The organism is Arenimonas sp., from assembly GCF_041913985.1.
Taxonomy (GTDB): domain Bacteria; phylum Pseudomonadota; class Gammaproteobacteria; order Xanthomonadales; family Xanthomonadaceae; genus Arenimonas.
In genome coordinates this window covers 1-20647 of sequence record NZ_JAYSEG010000038.1, presented here as the reverse complement: position 1 = coordinate 20647, position 20647 = coordinate 1, and the positions used below count along the sequence as shown (strand labels likewise).

At 71.4% G+C, this 20647-nt stretch carries 19 protein-coding genes; 11 read left to right on the top strand and 8 right to left on the bottom strand.

Going from position 1 to position 20647, the window contains the following annotated elements:
- Positions 1–10: 10 nt before the first annotated feature.
- The 6 genes from ACE3Q2_RS11760 to rsgA form a co-directional block, all read right to left on the bottom strand.
- Entirely contained in the window at positions 11–697 is a 687-nt protein-coding gene (locus ACE3Q2_RS11760; RefSeq protein ID WP_231698299.1) for an ABC-2 transporter permease, read from the bottom strand.
- Positions 694–1578, bottom strand: coding sequence for an ABC transporter ATP-binding protein (locus ACE3Q2_RS11755; RefSeq protein WP_231698300.1), 885 nt, complete (start codon positions 1576–1578; stop codon positions 694–696). The genes ACE3Q2_RS11760 and ACE3Q2_RS11755 overlap by 4 nt, the downstream gene beginning before the upstream one ends.
- Positions 1575–1991, bottom strand: a complete 417-nt coding sequence (locus ACE3Q2_RS11750; RefSeq protein WP_374474200.1) for a GntR family transcriptional regulator — start codon at positions 1989–1991, stop codon at positions 1575–1577. The genes ACE3Q2_RS11755 and ACE3Q2_RS11750 overlap by 4 nt, the downstream gene beginning before the upstream one ends.
- Positions 1992–2122: 131 nt before the next feature.
- Positions 2123–4417, bottom strand: coding sequence for an NADP-dependent malic enzyme (locus ACE3Q2_RS11745; RefSeq protein ID WP_374474198.1), 2295 nt, complete (start codon positions 4415–4417; stop codon positions 2123–2125).
- Positions 4418–4513: 96 nt separating this feature from the next.
- On the bottom strand, positions 4514–5770 hold the full coding sequence (locus ACE3Q2_RS11740; protein ID WP_374474197.1) for a flavohemoglobin expression-modulating QEGLA motif protein: 1257 nt from the start codon (positions 5768–5770) through the stop codon (positions 4514–4516).
- Between the two features lie 5 nt (positions 5771–5775).
- Complete coding sequence (rsgA, locus tag ACE3Q2_RS11735; protein WP_374474196.1) at positions 5776–6855, bottom strand: ribosome small subunit-dependent GTPase A; 1080 nt, start codon at positions 6853–6855, stop codon at positions 5776–5778.
- A gap of 61 nt (positions 6856–6916) precedes the next feature.
- On the opposite strand from rsgA, the gene ACE3Q2_RS11730 reads away from it, so the two are divergent.
- From ACE3Q2_RS11730 to ACE3Q2_RS11700, 7 genes are all read left to right on the top strand, one after another.
- Complete coding sequence (locus ACE3Q2_RS11730) at positions 6917–7303, top strand: DUF4345 family protein (RefSeq protein WP_374474194.1); 387 nt, start codon at positions 6917–6919, stop codon at positions 7301–7303.
- A gap of 58 nt (positions 7304–7361) precedes the next feature.
- The gene (locus ACE3Q2_RS11725; protein ID WP_374474192.1) at positions 7362–8606 is read left to right on the top strand and encodes an aminotransferase class I/II-fold pyridoxal phosphate-dependent enzyme; all 1245 of its coding nucleotides are present in this window, start codon (positions 7362–7364) and stop codon (positions 8604–8606) included.
- A gap of 12 nt (positions 8607–8618) precedes the next feature.
- Entirely contained in the window at positions 8619–9227 is a 609-nt protein-coding gene (locus ACE3Q2_RS11720) for an SGNH/GDSL hydrolase family protein (protein ID WP_374474190.1), read from the top strand.
- 63 nt (positions 9228–9290) lie between these two features.
- Positions 9291–10220, top strand: a complete 930-nt coding sequence (gene grxD, locus ACE3Q2_RS11715) for a Grx4 family monothiol glutaredoxin (RefSeq protein ID WP_374474188.1) — start codon at positions 9291–9293, stop codon at positions 10218–10220.
- 139 nt (positions 10221–10359) lie between these two features.
- The gene (locus ACE3Q2_RS11710) at positions 10360–10701 is read left to right on the top strand and encodes a hypothetical protein (RefSeq protein WP_374474183.1); all 342 of its coding nucleotides are present in this window, start codon (positions 10360–10362) and stop codon (positions 10699–10701) included.
- On the top strand, positions 10698–11039 hold the full coding sequence (locus tag ACE3Q2_RS11705) for a DUF3703 domain-containing protein (RefSeq protein ID WP_374474182.1): 342 nt from the start codon (positions 10698–10700) through the stop codon (positions 11037–11039). The genes ACE3Q2_RS11710 and ACE3Q2_RS11705 overlap by 4 nt, the downstream gene beginning before the upstream one ends.
- Position 11040: 1 nt before the next feature.
- Positions 11041–11976 (top strand): cation diffusion facilitator family transporter, encoded by a 936-nt coding sequence (locus tag ACE3Q2_RS11700; RefSeq protein WP_374474180.1) that lies wholly within the window; start codon positions 11041–11043, stop codon positions 11974–11976.
- Positions 11977–12043: 67 nt separating this feature from the next.
- Here the strand turns inward: ACE3Q2_RS11700 and ACE3Q2_RS11695 are convergent, their stop codons facing one another.
- Positions 12044–12817: an AMP nucleosidase gene (locus ACE3Q2_RS11695; RefSeq protein WP_374474178.1), complete on the bottom strand. Its 774-nt coding sequence runs from the start codon at positions 12815–12817 to the stop codon at positions 12044–12046.
- Between the two features lie 139 nt (positions 12818–12956).
- Here ACE3Q2_RS11695 and ACE3Q2_RS11690 point away from each other — a divergent pair, with 139 nt between their 5' ends.
- From ACE3Q2_RS11690 to ACE3Q2_RS11680, 3 genes are read left to right on the top strand one after another with little or no spacing between them, the layout of a single operon-like run.
- Positions 12957–14342 carry an amidohydrolase gene (locus ACE3Q2_RS11690; protein ID WP_374474176.1) on the top strand — a complete coding sequence of 462 codons (1386 nt, stop codon included), beginning with the start codon at positions 12957–12959 and terminating at the stop codon, positions 14340–14342.
- Positions 14339–15610 carry an amidohydrolase family protein gene (locus ACE3Q2_RS11685; RefSeq protein ID WP_374474174.1) on the top strand — a complete coding sequence of 424 codons (1272 nt, stop codon included), beginning with the start codon at positions 14339–14341 and terminating at the stop codon, positions 15608–15610. Before ACE3Q2_RS11690 ends, ACE3Q2_RS11685 begins: the two co-directional genes overlap by 4 nt.
- The gene (locus ACE3Q2_RS11680) at positions 15607–16236 is read left to right on the top strand and encodes a 2-hydroxychromene-2-carboxylate isomerase (RefSeq protein WP_374474173.1); all 630 of its coding nucleotides are present in this window, start codon (positions 15607–15609) and stop codon (positions 16234–16236) included. Before ACE3Q2_RS11685 ends, ACE3Q2_RS11680 begins: the two co-directional genes overlap by 4 nt.
- A 6-nt stretch (positions 16237–16242) precedes the next feature.
- On the opposite strand, the gene ACE3Q2_RS11675 is transcribed toward ACE3Q2_RS11680, so the two are convergent.
- Complete coding sequence (locus tag ACE3Q2_RS11675; protein WP_374474171.1) at positions 16243–17160, bottom strand: GGDEF domain-containing protein; 918 nt, start codon at positions 17158–17160, stop codon at positions 16243–16245.
- A gap of 175 nt (positions 17161–17335) precedes the next feature.
- On the opposite strand from ACE3Q2_RS11675, the gene ACE3Q2_RS11670 reads away from it, so the two are divergent.
- Positions 17336–20575: an amidohydrolase family protein gene (locus ACE3Q2_RS11670; protein WP_374474169.1), complete on the top strand. Its 3240-nt coding sequence runs from the start codon at positions 17336–17338 to the stop codon at positions 20573–20575.
- Positions 20576–20647: the final 72 nt, after the last annotated feature.

Here is a 20647-nt window from a genome sequence, read left to right as displayed (position 1 = left end):
GCGCCCCGGCTCAGAGGAAGGAACGCTTGCGCGCGTGCAGCCAGCCGGCGGCGAGCACCGCCACCACGGTCACCGCCAGCTCGGCGCCGAGCAGGGACAGCATCGGCGCGCCCCAGACGATCTCGTCGGTGCCGCGGTAACGCAGCACCGTCTCGAAGCGGCCGACCCACCACATGTACGGGCCGACCAGCGTCATCAGGGCCAGCATCACGAAGATGTTCCAGCCTTCGCTGTCGACCGCGATGGCCACGCTCAGCGACACGCAGAACAGCACCAGCATGAAGGCCGCCACCGCCACCAGCCACGGCAGCGCACCGTCGGGGTGCGGCGTGGCCAGCACCACCGCCACTAGGCCGCCCACCACCAGCACGAAGGGCACCAGGTAGATCGCCAGGTTGGCGAGCAGCTTGCCCCAGAACACGTCCATCGGCGTCACCGGCAGGCTCATGATGAACGCCCCGGTCTGCTGCTTGCGCTCGGCGATGATGGAGGCCTGGATGGCATAGATGCCCACCACCAGCAGCAGCACGAGCAGCAGCAGCGCGCCGGCGGCGGCCATCAGCGGCGTGCCCATGCCGATCAGGCCCAGCGCCAGCAGCATGCCGGCGACGTAGCCCGCCAGCTGCTTCTGGTACACCTGCCAGTCCTTGAGCACGAGCGTGCGCACCATGCGCAGGTCGGATGCAAGCCAGTTCATGCGCCATTCCCCCCGCGCACCGTGGTGATGAAGATGTCCTCGAGCGGCATGGGTTCGACGCTCTCCACCGTGAGGCCCAGCGCCTGCAGCGCGGGCACGGTGGTGTCGTCGAAGGCGCCGGTCTTGATTTCGACCACGGGCGCGCTGTGCCGGGCCGAGGCCACGCCCGGCAGGGCGCGGATACCCTCGTGCCAGGGGCCGCGGCACAGCACGCGGCGCCAGGCGTCGAGGAACGACTCCTTGTCGCGCGAGGCCAGCAGCTTGCCCGCATGCAGGAAGGTGATGGAATCGGCGATGCGCTCGACGTCGGCGGTGTTGTGCGACGAGAACAGGATGGAGCGGCGTTCGTCGCGCAGCACCTCGGCGAGCGCGTCGAGCACTTCGCCGCGCGCGACCGGGTCCAGGCCCGTGGTGGGTTCGTCGAGCAGCAGCAGGCGCGGGCGCCGCGCCAGGATCAGCATCAGCAGCGCCTTCACCCGCTGGCCATGCGAGAAGCCGCGCAGCGCCTGCGCCGGCCGCAGGTCGAAGCGGGCCACCAGGTGGGCGGCATAGGCCTCGTCCCAGGCCGGGTAGATGCGGCGCACCAGGTCCATGTGCCAGCGCAGGGTCTGGCCGGGGTACAGGCGCATGTCCTCCGAGGCGTAGCCGATGTCGCGCTTCACCTCTACCTGCGCGTCGGGCAGGCGCTGGCCGAACACGCGCACCTCGCCGCCGTCGGCCCGCACCAGGCCCATCAGCAGGCGCAGCAGGGTGGACTTGCCGGCGCCGTTCACGCCCACCAGGCCCATCACCTGCCCTTCCGGCAGCGCCAGGTCGACGTCCTGGAGCGCGAAGTCGTCGTAGTGCTTGCGTACGCCCTGGAGCGCGATGGCCGGGGTCATTCGGGTTTCCTTGCGTCGGTGTCCGACGGTGTTGCCCCGGGTTCCGCCAGCGCCTGCTCGACGCGGGCGACGACGCCACGGGGGGCCAGTCCGAGTTTCCTGGCCGCGTCCAGCAGCCCTTTCAGTTGCGTCTCGAATTCTTCGGCGGCCAGCGCGCGGGCCGCGTCCTTCACCGCCGCGACGTAGGAGCCCTTGCCCTGCCGCGTGACGATGACGCCGGCGTGCTCGAGCTCGAGGTAGGCGCGCTTGACCGTGATGACGCTGACGCCGCTGGCGCTGGCCAGTTCGCGTATCGACGGCAGCGGCCGGCCTTCCGCCCATTCGCCGGCCATCACCTTGGCGACGACCTGCTCGACGATCTGGGCGTACATCGGCGTGCTTGAGTGCGGCGACAGCAGCAGTTCGGTGCCCATGCAGTCCTTTGGCTGGTGTGCATACTGAATATACACAGTTATTTCAGGTCGTCAAGAAGCAAAAGAAGGGGGTCAGGTTCACTTAACGCCCGCGGGGCGTTAAGTGAACCTGACCCCCTTCTTTGTCTTCTTCAGCCGCGGGCGGCGCGGATCTGGGCGTCGACGGCGGCGATGGCGGTCATGTTCACCACGCGGCGCACCGTGGCCGAGGGCGTGAGCACGTGGGCCGAGGCCGCCAGGCCCATCAGGATGGGGCCGATGCCCACGCCGTCGGTGACCGTGCGCACCAGGTTGTAGCTGGCGTTGGCGGCGTCGAGGTTGGCGAAGGCCAGCAGGTTGGCGCGGCCCTGCAGGCGCGAGTGCGGGAAGATGCGCTGGCGCGCCTCCTCGTTGAGCGCGATGTCGGCGTGCATCTCGCCTTCCACCTCGAGCTTGGGCGCGCGCTCGCGCAGGATCTCGAGCGCGTCGCGCATCTTCTGCGCCGTGGCCGATTCGCTGGAGCCGAAGTTGCTGTGGCTCACCAGCGCCGCCTTGGGCGTGATGCCGAACAGCTTCAGGCGGAACGCCGCCTGCACCACCGACTCGGCCACCTGCGCGGCGGTCGGCTCCACCTGCACGTGGGTGTCGGTGAAGAAGAACACGCCCTTCTCGTTGAGCACGGCGCTCAGCGCGGACAGGCCGCGCACTTCGTTCTCCAGGCCCAGGATCTCGCGCACGTACTTGAGCTTGCGCACGTAGCGACCCACCAGGCCGCACAGCAGCGCGTCGGCTTCGCCGCGGCGGACCATGAGCGCGGCGATCACCACGTCGCGCGAACGCACGATGGCCTTGGCGGCCGAGGGCGTGATGCCCTTGCGCTGCATGATCTCGTGGTAGAGCTGCCAGTAGTCGTTGAAGCGCGGGTCGTCGTCGATGTTGGTCACGTCCACGTCGATGCCGATGCGCAGGCGCAGGCCCAGGCGCTGGATGCGGCGCTCGATCACCGCCGGGCGGCCCACCAGGATCGGCCGGGCCAGGCCCTCGTCAACCACCGTCTGCACGGCGCGCAGCACGGTCTCTTCCTCGCCCTCGGCGTACACCACGCGCTTGCGGTCGGCGCGGGCGCGGTCGAACACCGGCTTCATCACCAGGCCGGTGCGGAACACCCAGCTGCTCAGGCGGTCGCGGTAGCTGTCGAGGTCTTCGATGGGGCGCGTGGCCACGCCGGAATCCATGGCGGCCTTGGCCACGGCCGGCGCCAGCGACACCAGCAGGCGCGGGTCGAAGGGGCGCGGGATGAGGTATTCGGGGCCGAAGCGCGGCGTCTCGCCGGCGTAGGCGGCGCCGAGGTCGGTGGCTTCGCGCCGGGCCAGGTCGGCGATGGCGTGCACGCAGGCCAGCTTCATTTCCTCGTTGATCGTCGTGGCGCCCACGTCGAGCGCGCCGCGGAAGATGTACGGGAAGCACAGCGCGTTGTTCACCTGGTTCGGGTGGTCGCTGCGGCCGGTGGCGATGATGGCGTCCGGGCGGGTCTGGCGGGCCAGGCTGGGGTCGATCTCGGGCGTGGGGTTGGCCAGGGCGAAGATGACGGGCCGGTCGGCCATCTGCTTCACCATTTCCGGCTTGAGCACGCCGCCGGCGGACACGCCGACGAACACGTCGGCACCGACGATGATGTCGGCCAGGGTGCGCGCCGCGGTGTCGCGGGCATAGCGCACGATGCCGTGGTTGGCGCCGCCGGGCTGCAGGTCGGCGCGGCCGGTGTGCAGCACGCCGTCGCGGTCGGTGACCAGGATGTTCTCCGGGCGCATGCCCAGCGCCACCAGCATGTCCAGGCAGGCGATGCCGGCCGCGCCGGCGCCGCTGACCGCCAGCTTCACGGTGGCGATGTCCTTGCCCACCACCTTCAGCGCATTGAGCAGGGCGGCGCCGACGATGATGGCGGTGCCGTGCTGGTCGTCGTGGAACACGGGGATCTTCAGCCGCTCGCGCAGCTTCTTCTCCACCACGAAGCACTCGGGCGCCTTGATGTCTTCCAGGTTGATGCCGCCGAAGGTGGGCTCGAGGCTGGCGATGATCTCCACCAGCTTGTCCGGGTCGTTCTCGGCGATCTCGAGGTCGAACACGTCGATGCCGGCGAACTTCTGGAACAGCACGCCCTTGCCTTCCATCACCGGCTTGCCCGCCAGCGGGCCGATGTTGCCCAGGCCCAGCACGGCGGTGCCGTTGGTGATGACGCCGACCAGGTTGCCGCGCGCGGTGAGCGCGCTGGCCTCGCCCGGGTCGGCCACGATGGCCTCGCAGGCCGCGGCCACGCCCGGCGAATAGGCCAGGGCCAGGTCGCGCTGGGTGACCATGGCCTTGGTCGGGGTGACCTTGATCTTTCCCGCCGGGGCCTGGCGGTGGTAGTCGAGGGCGGCCTGCTTGAAATCTTCTTGTTCGGACATGGACTTGGGCGTTGGGGGGCGGGCGGACGGCCGCCGAAAGACCCCCATTCTAGCGGCCCCGGCCACCCCCGGGCCGACGCCCCCGTATGGCCGGGCCTAGAGGCCCAGCACCAGGTCGTCCGCGTCCACCCGGTCGAGCCGGATCTTGTTGGCGAACAGTGAGAAGGCCAGCATGCCGGCCAGCCCGTTGGCGCGCTGCATCCAGGGCGGGATGTAGCGCGGCGCGGCGATGGCGCCGGCGTCGAACGCGCCTTCGAGCGCGAACACGTCCTCGAGCGCCATCTTGCCGGCGAACAGCTGCCGCGCGCGGCCCAGCTGGTGGTGGCGCAGGCACCAGCGGAAGAAGGTGTGCACCGCCAGCAGGCCGTGCAGGTACACGGTGTCCTTGGTGAAGGCCGCGCCGCCGCCCAGCGGCACGCCGCGGAACACGCGCTGGGACGAGGTGAAGCTGTCGGTGGGGCTCTGCCCGGCCTCGATGAAGAAGCGGAACACTTCGACGAAATCGGCGCCGTGGATGGCCTTGTCGATGGCGGCGATGCGCAGGCTGATGCGCTTCATGCGCTCGATGTCCATGGAGCCCGAGATCAGCTCGGCGAAGGTGGCCAGGCCTTCCTGCGTGGCGGTGGTGCGCGGCGAACCGCGGCCCAGGGATTTGAGGTGCGGCTGCTCGCGGCCGTTGAGGCCGGTGAGCGTGTGCACGAAGGCCTCGTGCACCAGCAGCTGGTTGCGGTCGTATTCGGAAAAGCCGGTGGCGGTGCGCAGGCGGATGCGCTGCGAGCTGGCCGCGGCCTTGGCGATGAGGGTGTCGTCGAGCTCCACCCGCACCTTGTGGTCGGTGAAGAAGGCGTCCACCGCGGCCTGCAGCTCGGCCTGCACGGTTTCCGCCGGCAGCACGTAGTCGGGCTCGATCTCGCGCAGCTCCTGGTCCATCTCGTCGGCGAGGCCGACGAAGTGCTGGGCGGCGTCGAGGTTGGTGGGGCCGTTGCCGGGTAGCATTTCCATCGGCCGGCCGAACAGGCGGGTGGAATAGGCGGTGACGCGGTGGCTGCCGACGGCGTCGAGCAGGCGGGTGGTGATGCGCCAGCTTTCGGCGGTTTGCCGCAGGTAGCGGCCGATGGGCTCGTCGGGGTCGGCGCCGTCGTGCACGGCTTCCAGTTCGCGCCGCACCTCGGCGTAATCACCGCGGGGGTACTCGGGCCGGGGCAGGTGGATGCGGCCGATGCGCCAGGCGCCCAGGAACTCTTCCTGCAGCCGCGCAGGCCAGCTCACCGCCTCGAGCAGGCGGATGCCGCGCACCGCCGCCACCAGGCGCGCGTCGAGCGCGGCGTGGTGTTCCAGCGTGCGCGGGTCCATCGGCATCAGCGGCGGCCGTATTTGTCCTTGAGGCGCTTGTTGAGCGCCTTGCCCATCACCCGCGCCTCGGCCTTGCGCTCGGCCTGCGAGGTGGCGGCGGCGTCCATCTCGTCGCGCAGCTTGGCGTAGTTGAGGAAACGCGCCTCGTCGAGCACGCCTTCGTCGAGCGCCGCGCGCACCGCGCAGCCGGGCTCGTTGCCGTGGCCGCAGTCGCGGAAGCGGCAGTCCACGGCCAGGGCCTCGATGTCCTCGAAGGCGTCGGCCACGTCCTCGTCGCCGCTGAGCTTCACCTCGCGCATGCCCGGCGTGTCGATCAGGCAGCCGCCCTGCGGCAGCGGCAGCAGCACGCGCGCGGTGGTGGTGTGGCGGCCGCGCGAATCGTTGGCGCGCACGGCATTGGTCTTCATCTTCTCGCGGCCGAGCAGCGTGTTGGTGAGCGTGGACTTGCCCGCGCCCGAGCTGCCCACCAGCACCACCGTGCGGCCGGGGCCCAGGTAGGGGTGCAGCACGGCGGTGGAGGCCGGGTCCTTGGCGTTCACCGGGTGGATGGGCACGCCGGATTCGGCCACTTCCATGAGCAGGTCGACGCAGTCGTCGACGATGTCGCATTCGTCGGCCTTGGTCAGCACCAGCACCGGGTCGGCGCCGCTGGCGCGGATGAGCACCAGGTAGCGTTCGATGCGGCGCGGGTTGAAGTCCTGGTCCAGGCCCACGACCACCAGCACGTGGTCCACGTTGGCGGCGATCAGCTGCTGGCGGTGGTGCTCGCCGGCGGCGCCGCGCTTGAGGATGGAGCGGCGCGGCAGCATGGCCACGATGTTGCGGCCGGCGGCGTCGAGCGTGACCCAGTCGCCCACCGCGGCGCGCTCGTCGGGCGGGAAGCGCGGGCGCGTCCAGGGCATGGGCGGCTGCACCTTCATCAGCGCGTCGTCGGGGCCGAGCGCCACGTCGTAGGCGGTGCGGTGCTGGCTGGCCACGCGGGCCAGGCGCGCGCCCGGGGCGGCGGCCAGGGCCTCGCGGGCGGTGTCGTCATCGGGCCAGCCGATGGCGCGCAGGCGGGCGAGGTCTTGGGGTTCGGGCAGCATTGGCCCGGATGATACGCCGGCCTGCACGTGCCGCTCACCGGGGGCCGCCCAGACTGCGGCCATGGAACGTTTCCGCATCCTCGTGCTCGTGCTGGCCGGCCTGGGTTTCCTGGGCTTCGGCGTGGCGATCACGCTCGACCCGGCCGGGGTGCTGTCGGCCGTGGGCATCCAGGGCACGCCGGCGGGCCGGGTGGAACTGCAGGCCTTCTATGGCGGGCTGGAGCTGGGCCTGGGCGCCTTCCTGCTGGCCTGCGCCTTCCAGCCGGGCTGGCGCCGGCCGGGGCTGTGGCTGGTGGCGCTGGGCAACGGCGGCATTGGCGCGGTGCGGCTGCTGGGCATCGCCCAGACCGGGGAGTTCACCCCCTTCTTCGCCTGGGCCCTGGCCTGGGAGCTGGGTTTCACCGTGGCGGCCGGGCTGGCGCTCACCGGGGCGCGGAAAACCGGCTGAAAGCACGTCAAGATTCCGTTAACCTCGCGCTTCCACCCCTGCCCGAGCCCGTTCCAAGATGCCCCACAGCCCGATGCCGACCCGCGAAAGCCTGCGCGAGGTCCGCTATGACATCCGCGGCGAACTTTCCCGCCGCGCCCGCGAACTCGAGGGGCAGGGGCGGCAGCTGATCCGGCTCAACATCGGCAACCCGGGCGCCTTCGGCTTCCGGGCCCCGGCGCACCTGCAGCAGGCGGTGTCGGCCCACGTGGGCGAGTCCGACCCCTACACGCACCAGCAGGGTTTGCCGCTGGCGCGCGAGGCCATCGCCGCCTTCCACCGCGGCCGCGGCACCCCCAACGCCAGCGCCGAGCGCGTGTTCGTGGGCAACGGCGTGAGCGAGCTGATCGACATCTCCCTGCGCGCCCTGCTCAACCCCGGCGAGGAAGTGCTGCTGCCCTCGCCCGACTACCCGCTGTGGAGCGCCGCCACCATCCTCAACCAGGGCCGGCCGGTGTACTACCGCTGCGCGCCGGAGAACGGCTTCCTGCCCGATCCCGACGAAATCGAGAAGCTGGTGACGCCGCGCACCCGCGCGCTGGTGGTGATCAACCCGAACAACCCCACTGGCGCCAACTACCCGCCTGAGCTGCTGCAGCGCCTGGTGGACATCGCCGCGCGCCACGGCCTGCTGCTGATGGCCGACGAGATCTACGACGGCATCCTGTACGACGAGGCCCGGTTCACCCCGCTGGCGCCGCTGGCCGGCGACGTGGCTTGCCTCAGCTTCGGCGGCCTGTCGAAGGTGTGGCGCGCCTGCGGCTGGCGCGTGGGCTGGGCCGTGCTTTCCGGCGACCCGCTGAAGGTGGGCGACTACCACCACGCCATGGACCTGCTCAGCGCGCTGCGCCTGTGCGCCAACGTGCCGGCGCAGTTCGCCGTGCCGGCGGCGCTGACCGGCCCCGAGACCATCCGCGAGCTCACCGCGCCGGGCGGCCGCCTGCACGCCTCGCGCCAGGCGGTGATCGACAGCTGCGCCGCCAGCGAACACCTGTCGGTGGTGGCGCCGGCCGGCGCGCTCTACGCCTTCCCGCAGGTGGTGGGCGCCGCGGCGGAAGGCTTCGACGACCAGGCCTTCGCGCTCGAACTCCTGGAAACCGAGGACGTGCTGGTGGTGCCGGGCACCGGCTTCAACGTGCCGGGCTCGCGCCACTTCCGCGTGACCCTGCTGCCCGAAGCGGGCGTGGTGCGCGAGGTGTTCGCGCGCATCGACCGCGTGCTGGAACGCCACGCGGCCCGCCGCGGCGCCCGGCACGTGGCCTGAGGCCGCGCGGCGATGCTGCGTTACCTCGCGCTGGGCGATTCCTACACCATCGGCGAGGCCGTGCCCGAAGACGGGCGCTGGCCCGTGCAGCTGGCCGCCGGCCTGCGCGCGCGCGGCATCGCGCTGGGCGAACCGCGCATCATCGCCACCACCGGCTGGACCACCGACGAGCTCTCGGCCGCCATGGACGCGGCCGAGCCGCTGGGACGCTGGGATTTCGTGTCGCTGCTGATCGGCGTGAACAACCAGTACCGCGGCCGATCGCTGGACGAATACCGGGTGCAGTTCGCGGCGCTGCTGGCGCGCGCCATCGCGCTGGCGGGCGGCCGTCCCGGGCGCGTGCTGGTGCTGTCGATCCCCGACTGGGGCGTCACGCCCTTCGGCCAGGGCAGCGGCCGCGACACCGCGCAGATCGCCCGCGAACTCGACGCCTTCAACCTGGCCGCCGCCACTGAATGCGCGGTACAGGGCGTGGCCTTCGTGGACATCACGCCCGCCAGCCGCGGCCCGGGCGCCCGCCCCGACCGCATCGCCGCCGACGGCCTGCACCCCTCGGCCCTGGCCTACGCCGACTGGACCGCGCTGGCCCTGCCCGCGGCGCAGCATTTGCTGCAGTTCTGACTTCGGTCAGCCGGCCCCGGGGCGCCCGGGGCTAAAATGCCGGCATCCCCACCGGAGCCGGCCATGTCCCTCACCCCCGAAACCCGCGCGCGCATCGAGCAGATCCTCGCCGCGCACCACGTCGTGCTGTTCATGAAGGGCAGCCCGAACGCCCCGCAGTGCGGCTTCTCGGCCAAGGCGGCCGGCATCCTCAACGGCCTGGTCGACGCCTACGGCCACGTGGACGTGCTGTCCGACCCTGAGATCCGCGAGGGCATCAAGCTCTACGGCCAGTGGCCCACCATCCCGCAGCTCTACGTCGCCGGCGAACTGCTGGGCGGCAGCGACATCATCGAGCAGATGCTCAACAGCGGCGAACTGCACGAGGCGCTCGGCCTGGCCGCGCCCGACCGCACCCCGCCCGCCATCGAAGTGACCCCGGCCGCCGCCGAGGCCATCGGCCGCGCCCTGGCCAATGCCGAGGACGGCGTGGTGCTGCACCTGTCGGTGGACCCGCGCTTCAACGCCCGCTTCGAGCTCAAGCCCGCCAGCGGCCACGAGGTGGTGGCCGAGGCCGGCGGCCTGCGTTTCCACCTGGACCTGGCCAGCGTGCCGCGCGCCCGCGGCCTGCGCATCGACTGGGTGGAAGATGCCCGCGGCGCCGGCCTGGCCATCCACAACCCGAACGCGCCGGCGCCGGTGAAGTCCATGTCGGTGCAGCAGCTGCACGACCACGTCATCGCCGGCACCATCGACGTGATCGACGTGCGCCCGGCCCATGCCCGTGCCTTCGCCCCCTTCCCGCACCCGCACGAGGTGCTGGACGAGGAGAGCCGCGAGCGCCTGGAAGCCCTGCCCAAGGACCTGCCGCTGGCCTTCCTGTGCCACCACGGCAACTCCAGCCGCCAGGCCGCCGAGTACTTCCGCGGCCTGGGCTTCCACGACCTGTACAACGTGGAAGGCGGCATCGACGCCTGGTCCGAGCAGATCGACCCGTCGGTGCCCCGCTACTGAGCAAAACCCCTACGGCGGCCTTCACGGGCCGCCGATGGCGCGTCTAGAGCAATTGCGCTAACTTGGTCCTGAAGACAAACCTACCCCGCCGGGTATCCCCCCAACGGCCAGGGCCGGGTGATGCAACCAGGAGGGAAACATGCGCAATTGGCTGGTGGTGGGCCCCGCGGCCCTGATGCTCTCGGCTTGTGGCGGCGGCGGTGCCGACGACGCCACGGCGGCCGGCAACCGCAACGAACTCGCCGCGCAGGCCTGCAAGGCCGCGGCCGAATCGCGGCTCGGCGGCAAGCTCTACGAACTCGACACCAAGGCGCTCGGCGCCAGCATGAAGTCGGCGCCCAACGGCGAATTCTTCCTCACCGGACCGATCACCATCGAGCCGGGCCTGACCTCCGAGGTCAAGCAGGTCGTGGAGTGCAACGTGCGCTTCACCGAGGGCAAGGACGCGCCGGACGTGGTGGGCTTCGTCTTCAACTGGTGACGCCCCGCGCCGCCTTCGAGCACGAATGGGCCCTGGCCGCGGCGGCGCGCGCGCAGGGCCAGCTCGACCTCGCCTTCCGCCACCTCGAACGCGCCCACGTGCTGGGCCAGCGCTCCACCCGCCTGCACGTGCGCAGCCACCTGGGCATGCTGGCGGTGGGCTGGCAGCGGCGCGACGGCCGCGAAGTATTCGGCCAGCTCACGCGCATCGTCGCGGCGGCGCTGTTCTCGCGGCTGTGGGTGCCGGTGGGCAACACCGGTGGCGCCAACGTGAGTGCGGTGAAACCCATGCCGGTGCCGCCCGACCTGCAGGCCATCCTGGACCAGGACCGGCGCTGAGATGGGCCAGGGCCACGACCACGGGCTGGACAACATCCGCCACGAGAAACCGCTGCGCTGGGCGCTGGCGCTGACGATCCTGTTCCTGGCGGTGGAAGTGGCGGGCGCCTGGCTCAGCAACTCCCTGGCCCTGCTTTCCGACGCTGCGCACATGGGTTCCGACACCCTGGCGCTGGCCATCGCCCTGGCCGCCGTGCGCCTGGCCCGGCGGCCGCCGGACGCGCGCCGCACCTACGGCTACGCGCGCATGGAAGCCCTGGGCGCGCTGGCCAACGGCGGACTGCTGTTCCTGCTGGCGGGCTGGATCCTGTGGGAAGCCGTGGGCCGCTTCCTGACGCCGCACCCGGTGGCCACCGGCACCATGCTGCTGGTGGCCACGCTGGGCCTGGCGGTGAACCTGGTGTCCATGCGCCTGCTCAAGGCCGGCAGCGGCGAGAGCCTGAACATGCGCGGCGCCTACCTGGAAGTCTGGGCCGACATGCTGGGCTCGGTGGCGGTGATCCTGGGCGCACTAGCCATCTGGTTCACCGGCTGGAGCTGGATAGACCCGCTGCTGGCGGCGCTGCTGGGCCTGTGGGTGCTGCCACGCACCTGGCACCTGGTGTCCGAGGCCGGCCACCTGCTGCTCGAAGGCGTGCCGCACGGCATCGAGGTGGGCGCGGTGCGGGCGGCCATGGAAAACGAACCCGGCGTGGCCTCCATCCACGACCTGCACCTGTGGTCGCTGAGCAGCCAGCAGCCGCTGCTGAGCGCGCACGTGGACGTGGCCGAAGGCGTGGATTCCGACGCCCTGCGCCGGCGCCTGGCCGCGCTGCTGCGCGAACGCTTCGGCATCGGCCACTCCACCCTGCAAATGGAAGCCGCGCGCTGCGCGCAGCCGGCCTGCGGCGAACACGCGCACGAAGCACACCACGACCACGCCGGGCACCACCACTGAAGAAAGGGGGTCAGGTTCACTTCCCGCCGGTTCCCGCGGGCAGTGAACCTGACCCCCTTTCTTGGCTTCAGTCGAAGCGCAGGTGTTTTACCGACTTGCCGTGGCGGCGGATCAGGCGCAGCGCCTCGATGCCGATCTGGATGTGGCGTTCGACGAAGTGCTCGGTCACCTTGCGGTCCGAGGCCTCGGTCTTCACGCCTTCCGGCACCATCGGCTGGTCGGACACCAGCAGCAGCGCGCCCGAGGGGATCGAGTTGGCGAAGCCCGCCGCGAACACCGTGGCCGTCTCCATGTCGATGGCCATGCAGCGCAGCTTGCGCAGGTATTCCTTGAAGGCCTCGTCGTGCTCCCAGACGCGGCGGTTGGTGGTGTACACCGTGCCGGTCCAGTAGTCGTGGCCGAGGTCGCGGATCATGGTGGACACGGCGCGCTGCAGGGCGAAGGCCGGCAGGGCCGGCACTTCCGGCGGCAGGTAGTCGTTGCTGGTGCCCTCGCCGCGGATGGCCGCGATGGGCAGCACCAGGTCGCCCAGCTGGTTCTTGCGCTTGAGACCGCCGCACTTGCCCAGGAACAGGCAGGCCTTGGGCCCGATGGCGCTGAGCAGGTCCATCACCGTGGCGGCGTTGGCGCTGCCCATGCCGAAGTTGATGAGCGTGATGCCGTCGGCGGTGGCGCTGGGCATGGGGCGGTCGCGGCCCATCACCTCGGCACCGGTGAGGCGGGCGAAGGTGTCGAGGTAACCGCCGAAGTTGGTCAGCAGGACATGCTCGCCGAAGGCCTCCAGCGGCACGCCGGTGTAGCGCGGGAGCCAGTTGCTGACGATCTCGTTCTTGTCTTTCATGGTTTCGTGATCTCCGTTTTGTTCTTTTTATCCGTACTGCACGACCATTCTGCCATGCGGCCGGTGAACCGCGGCCGCGCGCACTTGGCAAGCCGCGCCGGCCGAGGCTAGGGTGGCCGTTCCACCGGGGGAGACCACGATGCATCCACGATTCCGGGCCAGCCTGCTGGCCACCGCCCTGCTCGCCCTGCCGGCCCTGGCGCCGGCGGCCGCGCCCAGCTTTCCCAGCACCTATGAGCCGGTCGCGTCCGGCCCGGTGCTGATCACCGACGCCACCGTGCTCACCGGCGACGGCCGCCGCCTGGAGGGCGCCGACGTGCTGATGCGCGACGGCAAGGTGGCCGCGGTCGGCGCCGACCTCGACGCCACCGGCGCCACCGTGGTGGACGGCCGCGGCAAGTGGGTCACGCCCGGCATCATCGACGTGCATTCGCACCTGGGCGTCTACCCCGCCCCCGGCGCCCTGGCCCACCAGGACGGCAACGAGATGACCGCGCCGGTCACCGCCCAGGTCTGGGCCGAGCACGCCGTGTGGCCGCAGGACCCGGGCTTCGCCGCGGCGCTGGCCGGCGGCGTCACCTCGATGATGGTGCTGCCCGGCTCGGCCAACCTGATCGGCGGCCGCGGCGTGGTGCTCAAGAACGTGCCCGCGGTGACCATGCAGGAAATGAAGTTCCCGGGCGCGCCGCACAGCGTGAAGATGGCCTGCGGCGAAAACCCGAAGCGCGTGTACGGCGGCCGCGGCCAGTCGCCGATGACCCGCATGGGCAACCTGGCCGGCTACCGCGCCGCCTTCATCGAGGCGCAGAAGTACCGCCAGGCCTGGGACAAGTACGAAGCGGCGCAGCGCGGCGAAGGCCGCAAGAAGAAGGGCGCCGCCGCCGGCGAGCCGCCCGCGCGCGACCTGCGCCTGGACACGCTGGCGGGCGTGCTTCGCGGCGAGATCAGCGTGCAAATCCACTGCTACCGCGCCGACGAGATGGCGCTGATGATGGACCTGGCCAGGGAGTTCGACTTCAAGATCGCCGCCTTCCACCACGGCGTGGAGGCCTACAAGCTGGCCGACCGCCTGGCCGGGGAAGGCATCTGCGCCGCGCTCTGGGCCGACTGGTGGGGCTTCAAGATGGAGGCCTACGACGGCATCCAGGAAAACATCGCGCTGGTGGACCGGCCGAAGAACAGCTGCGCCATCGTGCACTCCGATTCGAGCGAGGGCATCCAGCGCCTGAACCAGGAAGCAGCGAAGGTGATGGGCCGCGGCGAGCGCCTGGGCATGGCCCTGCCGCCCGAGCACGCGATCCGCTGGCTCACCGCGAACGCGGCCAAGGCCATCGGCATTGATGCCGTCACCGGCACCCTGGCCGAAGGCAAGATGGCCGACGTGGTGCTGTGGAACGGCAACCCGTTCTCGGTGTACGCGCTGGCCGAAAAGGTGTACGTGGACGGCGCCCTGCTCTACGACCGCCAAGACCCGGCGCGCCAGCCGGTGTCCGACTTCATGCTGGGCCAGGAGGTGTCGCCGTGAAGCGCCTGATTCTCGCCATCGCGCTGCTGGCCACGCTGCCGGCCGCCGCGCAGGACCTGCTGGTCCGCAACGCCACCGTGCACACCGCCGGCGCTGCCGGCACGCTGAAGAACCACGACGTGCTGGTGCAGGGCGGCGTGGTGCGCGCCGTCGGCACCGGCCTGGCCGCGCCCGCCGGCGCCACCGTGGTCGACGCCAAGGGCCGGCCGCTGACGCCGGGCCTGTTCGGCGGCCTGACCGGCCTGGGCATCGAGGAAGTGTCGGGTGAACCGTCCACCGTGGACGGCGGCCTGGCGCTGGGCGCCATGGTGCCGGCGCACGAAGGCTCGTCCTGGCGCCCCGAGTTCGACGTGGACATGGCCTTCAACCCGCACTCGGCCGCCATCGGCGTGAACCGCGTGGAAGGCATCACCTTCACCGTGCTGGCGCCGTCGGCGCTGCCGGGCGGCAGCTTCGTCGCCGGCCAGGGCAGCGCGGTGCTGCTCGACGGCCGCTACGACGCGGCGCTGCCGGGCACGCGCAGCCTGTTCGTGAACCTGGGCAGCGACAGCTCGCCGCTTTCGGGCGGCAGCCGCGCCGGCCAGTGGATGCTGCTCGAGCAGGCCATCACCGAGGCGCGCAGCGGCCAGTCCGACGGCCTGCTCACCCGCGCCGGCCGCGCCGCGGTGGCGAAGTACCTGGGCGGCGGCCGCGTGGTCTTCCACGTGGACCGCGCCGCGGACATCCGCCAGGTGCTGGCGTTCGCGAAGAAGCAGGGCTTCACCCCGGTGATCGCCGGCGGCGCCGAGGCCTGGCGCGTGGCCGCCGAGCTCAAGGCGGCGAACGCGGTGGTGCTGGTGGACGCGCTGGCCAACCTGCCGGGCAACTTCGACGGCCTGGGCTCGAGCCTGGAAACCGCCGCGCGCCTGCACCGGGCCGGCGTGCGCGTGGGCTTCTCGCAGCGCGGCGACGCCACCCACAACGCCCGCAAGCAGCGCCAGCTGGCGGGCAACGCGGTGGCGCACGGCCTGCCCTGGGAAGCGGCGCTGGCTGGCCTGACCTCGGTGCCGGCGCAGGCCTTCGGGCTGTCGCAGCGTGGCCGCATCGAAGTGGGCCAGCAGGCCGACCTGGTGCTGTGGAGCGGCGACCCGCTGGAGCTGTCGACCTACGCCGAGCAGGTGTGGTTCGAGGGCAGGCCCGCGTCCATGCGCTCGCGCCAGACCGAACTGCGCGACCGCTACCTGGCGCCCGCCGGCGCCCTGCCCCGCGCCTACCCGGGCCGCCCGTGAGCCGGATCGCCTGGTACTTCGACCCGATCTCGCCGTTCGCGTACCTGCAGTGGCCGCGGGTGCGCGAACTGGCGCGGCGGCACGCGGTCGACTTCCGCCCGGTGCTGCTGGCCGGGCTGCTGGGCCACCACGGCCACAAGGGCCCGGCGGAAATCGCCGGCAAACGGCTCTTCACCTACCGGCACGTCACCTGGCTGGCGCGCCAGCAGGACGTGCCGCTGGTGTTCCCGCCGGCGCACCCGTTCAATCCGCTGGCCGCGCTGCGGCTGTGCCTGGCGGCGGGCAACACGCCGGACGCCATCGGCGCCGTGTTCGACTGGATCTGGGCCCAGGGCAACGCCGCCGACGATGCCGCGGCGCTGGCGCCGCTGGGCGAACGCCTGGGCATCGCCGACGTGGCGGCCGCCATCGCGGCGCCGGAAGTGAAGGCGCAGCTGCGCGCGAACACCGAGGCGGCCATCGCCGGCGGCGTGTTCGGCGTGCCCACGCTGGTGGTGGACGGCGAGCTGTTCTGGGGCAACGACGCCTTCGAGTTCGCGCAGGCCTTCCTGGACGACCCGGGCCTGCTCGATGCGCACGAGATGGCGCGCCTGGCCGCACTGCCGGAAGGCGCGCGCCGCGGCTGATCGGGCTCAGTGCGCGCCGGGCGGCGTGGCGGCGTCGGCCACCACCATGTTCCGGCCCGAGCCCTTGGCCGTGTACATGGCGCGGTCGGCGCGGTCCATCAGGGCGTCGAAGGATTCGCCGGGGCCCAGGTATTCGGCGGCGCCGACGCTGACGGTCAGCTCCACCACTTCCTCGCCGACCACCTGGCAGTGGCTCTGCACCGCCATGCGCACGCGCTCGCCGACGGCGATGGCGTGGATGCGGCGCGCGCCCGGCAGCGCCACCGCGAATTCCTCGCCGCCCAGGCGGCCCAGGATGTCGCCGCCGCGCAGCTCGGCGGCCACGGTGCTGGCCACGGCCTTGAGGCAGTCGTCGCCGACCTGGTGGCCCAGGCTGTCGTTGATGAGCTTGAACAGGTCGATGTCGAAGAACAGCACCGACAGCGGCCGGCCGTCCTGCTGGGTGTCTTCGGCTAGGCGTTCGAGCCGCGCGCGCCAGGCGCCGCGGTTGAGCACGCCGGTGAGCGCGTCGCGCTCGGAATCGGCCTTGGCGCGGCGCGCTTCGGCGCGGGCATGGGCGTGTTCGTCCAGGGCCTGGCGCATGTGCCGGGTCAGGCGCAGCACGCGCGAGAGTCCCCAGCCGGCCACGCCCAGCGAAACCAGCATGACGACCCAGGGCCAGTCCCAGGCCAGCCACGACGAGAGCAGCAGCAATGCCAGCGCCGCCAGCGCATGCCGCCACCAGGCGCCGTGGGCGGCGATGCGGCCCTGCAGCAGCCAGGCGCACAGGCCCACGGCGAGCGCCACGCCCAGCGCCAGGCCCACCAGGGCCCAGGCCAGCATGACGTGGCCTTCGCCGCCCGCGGCGAACGCCGTCGACGCCGCGCCCGGCCCCAGGGCCAGGGCGGCCGGGACGACCAGTCGGGGACGTCGGGGGGCGCGCATGCCGCTACTGTCCGGCAGCCAAGGCTCCGGCACAAGCGAAGCCGGCCCCGGGGTGTCGAAGCTGCCAAGCCGCTCACGCTTTCACCCCGCCGTGACCTTCGGCCGGGGGACCCCGGGCGAAGATTGGCCTAGCATCGGGAATTCCCCGTCTTTCCTTCCTGCCCTGGAGCCGTCCATGCCGCTGTCGCCACGCCCGCTCGCCCTTGCCCTCGCGCTCGCCCTCGCCGCCGGCGCCACCGCCGGCGCGGCCGAAACCAAGTGGGACGTCGGCGCCGCGCACGCCAAGGGCAAGGTGGTGCGCTTCAGCACCGACGAGGGCACCTGGCTCGACCTCGACCTCAGCCCCGACGGCAGCCAGATCGTGTTCTCCATGCTCGGCGACCTGTACGTGCTGCCCGCCGCCGGCGGCCAGGCGCGGCGCCTTACCCGCGGCGCCGGCTGGGACATCCAGCCGCGCTTCTCGCCCGACGGCAAGGAGATCGCCTTCACGTCCGACCGCGGCGGCGGCAACAACCTCTGGCGCATGAAGGCCGACGGCAGCGGCGCCACCCAGGTCACCAAGGAAGACTTCCGCCTGCTCAACAACCCGGCCTGGACGCCCGACGGCCAGTACCTGGTGGGCCGCAAGCACTTCACCTCGCAGCGCTCGCTCGGCGCCGGCGAACTGTGGCTCTACCACCGCGACGGCGGCGCCGGCCTGCAGCTCACCAAGCGCAAGAACGACCAGCAGGACCTGGGCGAGCCGGCGGTGTCGCCGGACGGCCGCTACGTGTACTTCTCGGAAGACGTGAGCCCCGGCGGCGCCTTCGAATACAACCGCAACGTGCACGGCGTGATCTACGCCATCAAACGCCTGGACCGCGAAACCGGCGAGATCGAAACCGTGGTCGGCAGCGCCGGCGGCGCGGTGCGCCCGCAGCCTTCGCCCGACGGCAGGCAGCTGGCGTTCGTGAAGCGCGTGCGCGACAAGTCGGTGCTGCACGTGCTGGACCTGGCCTCGGGCGAGGCACGCCCGGTGTGGGACGGCCTCTCGCACGACCAGCAGGAAGCGTGGGCCATCTTCGGCCCCTACCCCAACTTCGACTGGACGCCCGATTCCAAGGCCGTGGTGGTGTGGGCCCAGGGCAAGCTCTGGCGCGTGGACATGGCCAGCGGCGCGCCCACCAACATCCCGTTCACCGCCGAGGTCGAGCAGACCGTGCTGCCGGCGCTGCGCTTCGCCCAGCCGCTGGACGGCGATTCCTTCGCGCCGAAGATGATCCGCGACGTCGCCACCAGCCCCGACGGCAAGACCCTGGTCTTCCACGCCGTGGGCCAGCTCTGGACCAAGGCGCTGCCGAACGGCGAACCGCGCCGTCTCACCCGCGACGACGAGAGCTTCGAATACCAGCCCAGCTTCAGCCCCGACGGCCGCAAGCTGCTCTACACCACATGGACGGACGAGGCGATGGGCGCGATCCACGAGCTCGACCTGGCCAGCGGCCAGTCGCGCGCGCTCACCACCCAGCCGGGCTTCTACTACGGCCCGCGCTATTCACCCGACGGCAGCCGCATCGTGTACTCGCGCCAGGGCGGAAGCGGCCTCACCGGCAGCCTGTGGAGCGGCGTGCGTGGCGTGTTCGTGATGCCGGCCGCCGGCGGCGACGCCGTGCAGGTGGCGAAGAACGGCGCCGACCCGCAGTTCTCGGCCGACGGCAAGCGCGTGTATTTCCTCACCGGCGGCGGCCTCGAGAAGAAGCTGATGAGCGTGGGCCTGAATGGCGAGCTGCCGCGCGAGGTGTTCAACCTCAAGTACGTGGACCACGTGGCCATCAGCCCGGACGGCAAATCGGTGGCCTTCACCGAGCTGTTCAACGGCTACGTGGCGCCGTTGCCGGCCACCGGTGCGCCCATTGAACTGAGCAAGGACACCAAGGCCCTGCCGGTGACCGCGCTGGGCACCGACATGGGCAGCTACCTGCACTGGTCGGCCGATTCGAAGTCGGTGCACTGGATGGTGGGCGACCGCTACCACAGCCGCGCGCTCGGCGCGGCCAAGGCCGACGCCGGCGTGCCGGTGGGCCTGCGCGTGGACACCGACCGCCCCGCCGACACCTTCGCCCTGGTGGGCGGCCGCGTGGTGACCATGCGCGACGCCGAGAACACCGAGGAAGTGATCGAGGACGGCGTGGTGGTGGTGCGCGGCGAGCGCATCGTGGCCGTGGGCAAGCGCGGCGAGGTGGCCATCCCGGCCGGCGCCCGCGAAGTGGACGTGGCCGGCAAGACCGTGTTCCCCGGCATCGTGGACGCGCACGCGCACGCCGCGCACTTCGGCCAGGGCGTAGTGCCGCAGCAGAACTGGGCGTACCACGCCAACCTGGCCTTCGGCATCACCACCATGCACGACCCCTCGGCCACCACCGAGTTTGTGTTCTCGCAGAGCGAACTGGTGAAGACCGGCCGCATGGTGGGCCCGCGCGTGTTCTCCACCGGCACCATCCTTTACGGCGCCGACGGCGACTTCAAGGCCGAGGTGAACTCCATCGACGACGCCCGCCGCCACCTGCGCCGCATGCAGGCCAACGGCGCCTTTTCGGTGAAGAGCTACAACCAGCCGCGCCGCGAGCAACGCCAGCAGATCAACCAGGCCGCGCGCGAACTGGGCATGCTGGTGGTGGAGGAAGGTGGCAGCACTTTCCAGCACAACCTCACCATGGTGGTGGACGGCGTGACCGGCGTGGAGCACAACATCCCGGTGGCGCCGCTGTACAAGGACGTGGTGGAACTGTGGCGCCAGACCGACGTGCGCAACACGCCCACCCTGGTGGTGAACTATGGCGGCCTCAATGCCGAGTACTACTGGTACGCCAAGGACAACCTGTGGGAGAACGCGCGCCTGAACCGCTTCTTCCCGCAGCAGTCGCTCGACGCCCGCACCATCCGCCGCGAGGCCGGCCCGGAGTGGGACTACTACCACGTGGAAGTGGCGAAGGCGGCCAAGAAGATGCGCGACGCCGGCGTGCGCATCCAGGTGGGCGGCCACGGCCAGATGCAGGGCATGGCGCCGCACTGGGAGATCTGGTCGCTGGCGCAGGGCGGCTTCACGCCGTTCGAGGCGCTGCGCGCGGCCACCATCGACGGCGCCGACTACCTGGGCCTGTCGAAGGAGATCGGCTCGATCGAAGCCGGCAAGCGCGCCGACCTGGTGGTGGTGGACGGCAACCCGCTGGCCGACATCCGCGCCAGCGACGACACCACCCACGTGATGGTGAACGGCCGCCTGTTCAACGCCGCCGACATGAGCGAGATCGGCGGCAAGCAGCGCCCGGCCCCGGTGTTCTTCTGGCAGCGCCACGGCAACGCCGTGTCCAACGGCGTCGAGTACGGCCCCACCGCGCCCTGCCACTGCCCGAAGTCGGACCCGCACCGGCACTGACGCGGGCCCCGCCCCGCCTCCTTTGTAGGAGCGGCTTCAGCCGCGAAGCTCTCCGCGAAGAGCTTCGCGGCT

Excerpts from the sequence above, each read along its gene's own strand:
- ACE3Q2_RS11760 (WP_231698299.1), bottom strand. The coding sequence starts at position 697 with ATGAACTGGCTTGCATCCGACCTGCGCATGGTGCGCACGCTCGTGCTC.
- ACE3Q2_RS11755 (WP_231698300.1), bottom strand. The coding sequence starts at position 1,578 with ATGACCCCGGCCATCGCGCTCCAGGGCGTACGCAAGCACTACGACGAC.
- ACE3Q2_RS11750 (WP_374474200.1), bottom strand. The coding sequence starts at position 1,991 with ATGGGCACCGAACTGCTGCTGTCGCCGCACTCAAGCACGCCGATGTAC.
- ACE3Q2_RS11745 (WP_374474198.1), bottom strand. The coding sequence starts at position 4,417 with ATGTCCGAACAAGAAGATTTCAAGCAGGCCGCCCTCGACTACCACCGC.
- ACE3Q2_RS11740 (WP_374474197.1), bottom strand. The coding sequence starts at position 5,770 with ATGGACCCGCGCACGCTGGAACACCACGCCGCGCTCGACGCGCGCCTG.
- rsgA (WP_374474196.1), bottom strand. The coding sequence starts at position 6,855 with ATGCTGCCCGAACCCCAAGACCTCGCCCGCCTGCGCGCCATCGGCTGG.
- ACE3Q2_RS11730 (WP_374474194.1), top strand. The coding sequence starts at position 6,917 with ATGGAACGTTTCCGCATCCTCGTGCTCGTGCTGGCCGGCCTGGGTTTC.
- ACE3Q2_RS11725 (WP_374474192.1), top strand. The coding sequence starts at position 7,362 with ATGCCCCACAGCCCGATGCCGACCCGCGAAAGCCTGCGCGAGGTCCGC.
- ACE3Q2_RS11720 (WP_374474190.1), top strand. The coding sequence starts at position 8,619 with ATGCTGCGTTACCTCGCGCTGGGCGATTCCTACACCATCGGCGAGGCC.
- grxD (WP_374474188.1), top strand. The coding sequence starts at position 9,291 with ATGTCCCTCACCCCCGAAACCCGCGCGCGCATCGAGCAGATCCTCGCC.
- ACE3Q2_RS11710 (WP_374474183.1), top strand. The coding sequence starts at position 10,360 with ATGCGCAATTGGCTGGTGGTGGGCCCCGCGGCCCTGATGCTCTCGGCT.
- ACE3Q2_RS11700 (WP_374474180.1), top strand. The coding sequence starts at position 11,041 with ATGGGCCAGGGCCACGACCACGGGCTGGACAACATCCGCCACGAGAAA.
- ACE3Q2_RS11695 (WP_374474178.1), bottom strand. The coding sequence starts at position 12,817 with ATGAAAGACAAGAACGAGATCGTCAGCAACTGGCTCCCGCGCTACACC.
- ACE3Q2_RS11690 (WP_374474176.1), top strand. The coding sequence starts at position 12,957 with ATGCATCCACGATTCCGGGCCAGCCTGCTGGCCACCGCCCTGCTCGCC.
- ACE3Q2_RS11675 (WP_374474171.1), bottom strand. The coding sequence starts at position 17,160 with ATGCGCGCCCCCCGACGTCCCCGACTGGTCGTCCCGGCCGCCCTGGCC.
- ACE3Q2_RS11670 (WP_374474169.1), top strand. The coding sequence starts at position 17,336 with ATGCCGCTGTCGCCACGCCCGCTCGCCCTTGCCCTCGCGCTCGCCCTC.